Source organism: Johannesbaptistia floridana (genome assembly GCF_057440575.1).
Genome location: NZ_JALKVM010000388.1, coordinates 38,267 through 46,663 on the forward strand (window position 1 = coordinate 38,267; position 8,397 = coordinate 46,663).

Consider the following 8,397-nt stretch of genomic DNA (forward strand, 5'->3'; position numbering starts at 1 on the left):
CTTTTAGCCAATATCTTTAGGTTAACATTAGTATATAAAGCTAATTCCTGGGGAAACTCAAGCTGGTGGAAGGAGATCGCTTTTTTAAAATAACTAGGATTTATTTATGGATTGGGAAATACAAATCAAAGAATATTTAGCTACAGGGAAATATGAGCAACTAGTAGAATATTGTGAAAACTTGCTAGAAAATCAATCAGATTTAATCGCCCCTTACTGGTATCTAGGTTTAGGGTATTTATTTCTAGAAGAATCAGAGGCAGCCGAAACAACTTGGCTACTAGCTTTTAGTCAAGGGGATGAAGAGGATATAGAGAAATGGTCTCAAGACTTAGAGGAAATACTCAGTAATTATGCTCAAGAAACGGCCAAAAATAATCAACTATACATATCCTGGTTAATTCGCCATCAAATTCAACAAATTGAACCAAGTAATATTAATAACTTACTCTACCTCTGTCAACTAGAGATGGATTTACAAACCTATAAACCAGAAATACTGGCAGAGTGGCAAGTTATAGACTATTTAAAACAGACACCCACCACGGATGTTAACACCGATTTACTCTGGGAACTTTTACCCAGATTAGTTTGGTTTCCCCACCCAGATACTATATCTTTACTCAATAGTGCCTGGAGTTATACCTCTAATCAAGAAGTAGCTATTAATTCAATTTACGCAACTGCCCTAAAAATAGCTCAAGAAAGAACCTATAAAAATGACAGCAAATATTTACAGCTAGTATATGCTATAGAATTACTTAATAGTTGTTTAGAACAGCAACCTGATAATTTAACTTTGCTAAAAGACTTGATTAGTTTAAATAGCACTATCCATAAATATGAAGAAGCTTTTCAACGCGCCACAGATTTCTATACTCAGTGTCAAAGTATAACTACTAAAGTTGCTGGCTATTACCTAATTATCCATGTACTCTTAAAGGAAGGTAACTGGTTAAAACTAGAGTCAAGATGGTCAGAATATTTCAATCTAATTAACCAACTAATCGCAGCAAATCCCCAGGAAATCGAACCCCTGGTTAAAGACATTTTTATATATATAACCATGCCTTTACTCTACTATAGAGACCAGGCCCAAGAAAATAGATTATTACAAAATCAGATCGCTCAATTACTCCAACAAAGCGAAAGTCAACTTATTCAAACTCAACCTCAAATAAGCGATAGAAATAACCAAAAACTAAAAATTGGTTATATTGCTAATACCTTGCGTCGGCATTCCGTTGGCTGGCTAAGTCGGTGGTTAATTCATCACCACGACCAACAACAGTTTCAAATATTTATCTACTTAATTAATCAAGAAGAAGATGATATAACTCAAAGCTGCTTTAGAGATAAAGTGGAAATTGTCCGCCAATTTAGCACTAGTGTAAACACAATAGTCCAGGAAATCAAAGCAGATGAATTAGATATCTTAGTTGATTTAGATAGTGCAACCAATGGCCCTACTGTTAGAATTATGGCTCATAAACCCGCACCTATTCAAGTTACCTGGTTAGGATTTGACGCTTCAGGAATTCCTAGTATTGATTATTTTATTAGCGATGCTTATGTAATATCTGATGTAGTAAAAAATCACTATCAAGAGAGGATTTGGGAATTACCAGATACCTATATAGGTATAGATGGCTTTGAAGTAGGAGTACCTACCCTCAGCCGTGAAGATTTAGATATACCCAGCGACGCCATAATTTATCTAAATGTCCAAGGGGTGATGAAGCTAAACCCTTATATAATAAGTCTACAGATGAAAATAATCAAAGCCGTGCCCAATAGTTTTTTACTATTAAAAGGCACAGGCATACAAGAATTAATTAAAGCAACGATCATAGATATCGCTGAATCTGAAGGAGTATCAAGCTCAAGAATACGTTTCCTAGGTAAAGACAAAAATGAAGAAACTCATCGAGCTAACTTAGCGATCGCTGATATAGTTTTAGATACATATCCCTATAATGGGGCTACTACCACTCTTGAAGTTTTGTGGATGGCTATTCCTCTAGTTACACTGGTAGGAGAACAATTTACAGCTCGCAATAGTTACGCTTTTATGAAAAATGTGGGTTTAGATATAGGCATAGCCTATAGGGAAGAAGAATATATAGAATGGGGAATAAAACTAGGCACTGATACTAACCTACGTAAACAAGTAATTTGGCAATTAAAGCAATCTCGTCAAACTTCACCCTTGTGGCAGGGAGAAAAGTTTACCCGTAAAATGGAACAAGCTTATCAAGAAATGTGGGAAGCAGGGCAAAAATAATTAAGATTAATTTTCTCCTAATCGCAACTTTTCTAAATATTCTACCCATTGAGCAGCGAGAGAAACATCAGTAAAAGGAATGATCACAGTAGGAGTATCACTAACAAAAGTAAACTCAATCGCCACATTTTTAGTTTGAGAAGAATCAGAAGCATCTACAGGGTGCCCATCTACTAATAAACGGACATCATTAACATTAGCTAGAGAAAAAGACTGTAAATCAATGGGGCGATTGCGTGCGGGTTTCCCCCAAGTCAAAGATAAATCTTTTTGTCCTAAAACTGCATAAATATCATATTTAGCCTTGTCAAAATCCTTAGCCCAAGCTTGATAGGCTTCAATCTTTTGATATTCATTCCATCCAGCCCAAGCCAAACCAATAAAAACTAAGAGTAGGGGTAACCACAATAAACCACGTTCCATAATTTGCCGTATTCCTTTGATCGCGCTTATGATTAAAATAAAAAGACGTTTAGTGTAACCTAAAATTTAATTATGACATCTTATGCAACCGCAGCAGCTCGCGCAGAAATGAGTGAACTACGTCGCTTAAAAACTCTACTACCCCCAGAGTTGCAAACTTGGGTAATGGTAGAAGCGACTACCGAGGTTAATCCTCCTTTGATTCGTTGTGAAGAACTCGGTAAAGATGAAGTTGAAATTCAAGTTGATTTAGCAAAATGGGAAAATTTAGCTATGGATCAACGTAACTTATTATTTTGGCATGAAGTGGCCAGAATTCAAAATGATACCATCCCTCGCGAAGGTTGGGAAATGGCAGCCTTAGCCATTGGTTTAGGCGGTGCTGTGGGAGAATTATGGGTACAAGATGGATTACTACTGTTACTAGCCCTCGGACTTTGTGGTATTTCAGGCTATAGACTGTGGCAAAAAAACAACGGTGAAAAGCAACTCAAAGAACTAATTGAAGCGGATCAACAGGCGATCGCCCTAGCTACCCGCTTCGGTTATTCTTTGCGTAATGCCTACAAAAGCCTTGGCAGTGCCCTAAAAACCATCATAGAACAAACTCCTAACCGTCGCCAGCGCAAGAAGTATGACGAAAGATTACAAGCATTACGGCGTAGTGCCAACAAAGCTAAGGCTAACATGGAATCTCAAAAACAACCAATTCGCGAGATTAATTAACTAGTTTCTTGGCCTGGATAGAAAAAAAGAAGGGTTAGAAAAAAATACTCGTAGTTTCTCTAACTCTTCTAGTAGTAGTAAAAACAATTAATTTTATGACTAAAACTATCGCTATCACCGGAGTAAGTAGAGGTTTAGGACGTGCTCTCACTGAAGAATTTATCAATGTTGGACATACAGTGATTGGCTGTGCTCGTTCAAAATCAAATATCCAAGAACTCCAAAAAAAATATAGTCAACCCCATAGTTTTACAGTAGTCGATGTAGTTAATGAAGAACAAGTAGAAAACTGGTCAGAATTATTCCTCAATTCTCCACCAGACTTATTAATTAACAATGCCGCCTTGATTAACCATCCAGCACCTTTGTGGAAAGTACCCAGTGATGAATTTTCTCAACTAATTGATGTCAACATCAAAGGTGTTGTCAATGTTATTCGCCATGTTTTACCCAGTATGATTAAATCTCAACGAGGAATTATTGTTAATATTAGTTCTGGTTGGGGACGTTCCACTTCTCCTGATGTGGCCCCCTATTGTGCTTCTAAATGGGCAATAGAAGGATTAACTCAAGCTTTAGCTCAAGAATTGCCATCAGGTATGGCGGCAATACCTATAAACCCAGGAATTATCCATACCGATATGTTAGATATTTGTTTTGGCGATCTAGCAAGTTTTTACACTCCACTTCAAACCTGGGTGAAAAAAGCCGTACCATTTTTCCTAAAACTATCTCCTAGAGACAATGGTAAACCTTTGAGTATTTGCTAAATTATAGAAGCTAAATTATAGAACATGAGCAGGGTTTACTCAAATTTTGATAGTATATCTTCTATACTGTCATCTTCAGTCCAATTATAAGGAATATTTTTGCCCTCATTTCTGGGCTCATCAGTTGATTTAGTTTCCCTTGAGTGAGTCTTGTCTACATATATAGAACTCTGAGTCTGTTCTGGCGCTAAATACTTAATAAAGTAATTTACAGTGTTCTGTTTCACCCAACCTTTTAATACAGCAATAGCTCCAAATTTAAACCAATTTCGCTTTTGTTCATCTAAAATTTCTTGTATCTGCTTTTCACTTAACAAACCCGCCTCTTGGAGATAATAACCAATTGGATGGTGCGAATCTTTTGATAATTGTTCAAACCATTTCCTAGCAAAGAAGTTAGCAGTTTCTTGCTTAATCCAACCTCTTAAAGCTAAGATTTCTCCCAAAATTAATTCTTGACGATTTTTTTGATCACTCAAGGCTAATTGTAGTTGTGCTGGTGACACCAAGTCTGCTTCTATGAGAGTTTCCCCGAGGGGCTTAACTTCTATTCTTTTTTTAGATCCAAAGGTTTCAAAGTCTTGGGGAAAACAAATATGCGGTTCTGAGATCAATATGTTTGGCTTAGGCATAGTTGCTAATTGAAGTAACTACTGTGGAATATATTTAGTTATTTATAGTAAAGTCTATATTACTTAATACGTATGCTTATGGTAAACCAAAAATATATTTTAGTCAATCAACAGACAGTTAAGTTAAAAATACTCAACTAACTTTTTCTTCAGAAAGATGACGAAACCACACCAAGTATAGAGCTAAAGAAAGTAAAATAAATAGTGACCCCAAGATGGCTAGGTTTTGCCAATTTTTACTAATTAGCATGATTCCCATCATCATTAACACTAGTTGCCAGGGTAAAGCTATAACTGTAGCGAGTATATCCCGACGATTTTCAAGTTTAATTTTGTGTAAAAGTTGCGGTGGTAAATGTTGAGTAACAGCTCTCCAGAAGCCAAAAGGACGAGTTTGTTGATAGAATTTGGTTATTGTCTCCAGTTCAGTCGCTTGAGTGGAAATAGTCCCTAGGAGACAGCCTAGCAAAGAAGTAAAACTCGGAATCAAAAATAGTAAATAGTCTTTCAAGAGAATATTGGTTAAATTAGGAGTTATCACCAAAGGAGTAACTATAGCGGCGATCGCCCCACTAGCCGTACCAAGAGCAAAACCATAACCATTAAAACGCCACCAGTACCATCTTAACAGTAAAGGTATCCCTAAACCAACTCCTAATCCCACACTCAACCAACCCCAAATATCATTAATATCAGTCAAATTAAAACTTAACAATAAACCTAAACTAACAATTACTACGGAAGCTAGACGACTTTGTTGTAATAGTTGGCTATCGGTAGCTTCTTTGTTCAAATAAGCTTGATAAATATCTCTTACCCAATAGGCAGCGCTAGAATTAATAATTGAATCAAAAGTAGACATAGCCGCAGCCATAAAACAGGCAATAATTAATCCTTTTATCCCCTGAGGAAGATAAGTATTAATAACTAGTGGTAGTACTAATTCGGGATCGCTAATAGTGCCCAAATTATTTTGATAGTAGATACCAAAAACAGCAAATGATGTAACCAAAGGCCAGCGAAAAGAGAGTAAAATAATCCAGAATAGGGATAGTAAACCCGCTTCCCGGTCGCTTCTTGCCGCAAAATAGCGCTGAATCATATATCCTCCCTGTCCACTACAACCATCGATAATAGTTTTCAACAGGTAAAATAAAATTAAGCCGCCAAATAAATTAAAAGTCTCATAGTTTCCTGGTAAATCAGTGGTAAATGGCGGTATAATCTCACTCCACTCAGCAAAACTCCATCTCTGTAATTCTTCGCTTCCTGGTATAGAAACATTAAAACTATCCGGTAGAGTAACTTGGGTCAAAGCTAGATAAGAAATATAAATAATTGAAATAAATACTAAAATTGCTTGGAAAACATCTGTCCAAATTACTCCATAAAATCCGCTCGCCGTTGTATAAACTAATGCTATAATTATCAAGCAAATAGCCGCCGCACGATCCTCTAGTCCCAGAAATTGCCCCAGGAACTTCCCCCCAGCTAGAGAAAAGTAACTGAGAGTACTAATAGCAAAAATTAACATGGCGATCGCGCTCACAATTCTCGCTAGATTACCTTCTCTACCATCTCCAAAACGCAATTCCATCCATTCTGCTAATGTCATTACTTGGGCACGGCGATTCCATTTTCCCATAAATGTCATTAAAAATGGCATAATTAGCACTAATCCTCCTCTAATTTCGATAAAGAACCCTTTTGTCCCTAAACTATAAATTAGAGTCGAAATTATCATAGTCCCCGCTAAATCCGTATTAGATACCATTCCCGAAACCCCTAGTAACCACCAAGGCATCTGGCGATTACCCAGAAAATAACTATCGATACTTTGATTCGCTTTTTTCTGTAAAAACAACCCCAGACAAACAATAAATATTAAATAAATGATAATTACTAAGTAATCAACTAAAGACATATAATCATTCCAAGTATTTAACTATATACGCAGGCAATGTTTCTCTCAATCAATTAGCTAGATAATATAAACACAAAAAAAATCTAAAGTTTTTGTTAATTGATTGATTACTTAGCTATCTTAGAATAAGAAACTTTAGTGAGAGTTATCAAATTATCTAGATTTTTAATCTAGGGATTGTGCATTAGTTTATATGCCTCCTAACTCAACTAATCAATCCATATATAAAAGTAAATAACTATGGAAAAAGATACTAAATTCGCTTTGCTCGTTTTGGGACTACCTTTTTTAGGACTACTCTATTGTGCTGTGATTATGGCTTTTATGATTATGTCACCTGTAGGTAGAGAACACCCTATTCTCACGGGGGCTGTTGTTTCAGCAGTTCCTTTTGTTTTAGCTGCTTCAATTTGGATTCGTGCCTCAGCTAAAGCTTACCAAAGCAAAGAGTAATTATTCTCACATAAGTTAGTATTATAATTAACTTATGTGATCAAACTTATGTGAGAAAAAAACAAAACAAAATTTTCAATTACCACTTAACCACTTTTGACCATTCAAACGTTGTAAAGTGTATAAAACCATAAGATCCAGATTGACTCTACGCTCATCAATCATAAAAGACTCAATTGTACTAGGGGGAGCACCATTGGTAGCATAGGAAAAAGCTTTAGCCCCCTTGATGTTTTCTTCAAGAAAGTAAATGATAAATTGTCTCTGTCCATTAAACAAGTTGCCCTTTACTTGCCAATAAACTTGACCATCACTAGGTAAAGGCAGTTTATCTTGAGTAAACTCCAATTGAACCTCATTGAGTCCCTTTTCTTTTAAAGCAGTCTCCAAAGAAGGTAGGAAATGTTCCTGCATAAACTCAGTAAATGGTTTATCTTCAATAGCAGGGGGTTTGGCTTTCTTCGCAGGGGGTTTAGATTTTGCGGGGGATTTGGGTTTAGTTTCTTCAGCCATACTTTAATTTTTTAGTAATAACGCTTATATCTTATCAAAAAATTGGATTTAAAGCCTCGCCACAATCTTTACTTCAAGCTAGGGGACAATATACTATACTTAGAGTAAAAAATGTACACGGCAATTATCTTTATTGGCATTCAAGCTAGTGGAAAATCTACATTTTACCAACAAAATTTTATAGATACCCATATTCGGATTAATCTAGACATGATCAAAACTAGACACCGAGAAAAAAGACTTTTAGAAACATGTTTAGAAATTACTCAATCTTTTGTTATAGATAATACTAATCCAACCCCAGAAGATAGACAACGCTATATTCAACCAGCTAAATCACGTGATTTTACAGTAATTGGCTATTATTTTTCACCTAATCTTGCTGATTGCATTTTACGGAATCAATCCCGTGAAAGAAAACAAAGAATCCCGGAAAAAGGCATAATTAACACATACGCACGTCTAGTCCCACCAACCTATACAGAAGGTTTCCATAAATTATATTGTGTTAAGATAATCTCACAAGGTAAATTTGCTGTAGAAACATGGGCTGATGAAAAAAGCGATCGCACCTAAACTCACATCTTGCATCTATACATAATGTTACTCGTTGTGGTTGAGTAATGAGTAATGAGTTTTGAAGTCTTGAAGTTTTGAAGTCTTGAAGTTTTG

General features: G+C 36.0%; 9 protein-coding genes. 5 read left to right on the top strand and 4 right to left on the bottom strand.

Annotated features, from left to right (window positions below):
- Window positions 1-106 precede the first annotated feature (106 nt).
- A complete protein-coding gene (locus tag MW688_RS22090) occupies window positions 107-2,284 on the top strand; it encodes an O-linked N-acetylglucosamine transferase, SPINDLY family protein (protein ID WP_486738171.1) in 2,178 nt (725 codons plus the stop codon).
- 6 nt (window positions 2,285-2,290) lie between these two features.
- Here the strand turns inward: MW688_RS22090 and MW688_RS22095 are convergent, their stop codons facing one another.
- The gene (locus MW688_RS22095) at window positions 2,291-2,707 is read right to left on the bottom strand and encodes a hypothetical protein (protein ID WP_486738172.1); all 417 of its coding nucleotides are present in this window, start codon (window positions 2,705-2,707) and stop codon (window positions 2,291-2,293) included.
- 72 nt (window positions 2,708-2,779) lie between these two features.
- Between MW688_RS22095 and MW688_RS22100 the strand changes: the two genes are divergently transcribed.
- Both MW688_RS22100 and MW688_RS22105 read left to right on the top strand, forming a co-directional pair.
- Entirely contained in the window at window positions 2,780-3,433 is a 654-nt protein-coding gene (locus MW688_RS22100) for a DUF3318 domain-containing protein (RefSeq protein WP_486738173.1), read from the top strand.
- Window positions 3,434-3,528: 95 nt separating this feature from the next.
- Entirely contained in the window at window positions 3,529-4,203 is a 675-nt protein-coding gene (locus tag MW688_RS22105; protein ID WP_486738174.1) for an SDR family oxidoreductase, read from the top strand.
- Between the two features lie 35 nt (window positions 4,204-4,238).
- Here the strand turns inward: MW688_RS22105 and MW688_RS22110 are convergent, their stop codons facing one another.
- Together MW688_RS22110 and MW688_RS22115 are read right to left on the bottom strand one after the other, a co-directional pair.
- Complete coding sequence (locus MW688_RS22110) at window positions 4,239-4,835, bottom strand: cyclic di-GMP-binding domain-containing protein, MshE-related (RefSeq protein ID WP_486738175.1); 597 nt, start codon at window positions 4,833-4,835, stop codon at window positions 4,239-4,241.
- Window positions 4,836-4,968: 133 nt separating this feature from the next.
- Window positions 4,969-6,759 (bottom strand): sodium:solute symporter family transporter, encoded by a 1,791-nt coding sequence (locus MW688_RS22115; RefSeq protein ID WP_486738176.1) that lies wholly within the window; start codon window positions 6,757-6,759, stop codon window positions 4,969-4,971.
- Between the two features lie 240 nt (window positions 6,760-6,999).
- Here MW688_RS22115 and MW688_RS22120 point away from each other — a divergent pair, with 240 nt between their 5' ends.
- Window positions 7,000-7,212, top strand: coding sequence for a hypothetical protein (locus MW688_RS22120; protein ID WP_486738177.1), 213 nt, complete (start codon window positions 7,000-7,002; stop codon window positions 7,210-7,212).
- A 75-nt stretch (window positions 7,213-7,287) separates the two neighbouring features.
- Here MW688_RS22120 and MW688_RS22125 read toward each other — a convergent pair whose 3' ends face one another.
- Window positions 7,288-7,725 (bottom strand): DUF2996 domain-containing protein, encoded by a 438-nt coding sequence (locus MW688_RS22125; RefSeq protein ID WP_486738178.1) that lies wholly within the window; start codon window positions 7,723-7,725, stop codon window positions 7,288-7,290.
- Window positions 7,726-7,836: 111 nt separating this feature from the next.
- Here MW688_RS22125 and MW688_RS22130 point away from each other — a divergent pair, with 111 nt between their 5' ends.
- A complete protein-coding gene (locus tag MW688_RS22130) occupies window positions 7,837-8,301 on the top strand; it encodes an AAA family ATPase (protein ID WP_486738179.1) in 465 nt (154 codons plus the stop codon).
- The last annotated feature ends 96 nt before the right edge of the window (window positions 8,302-8,397 follow it).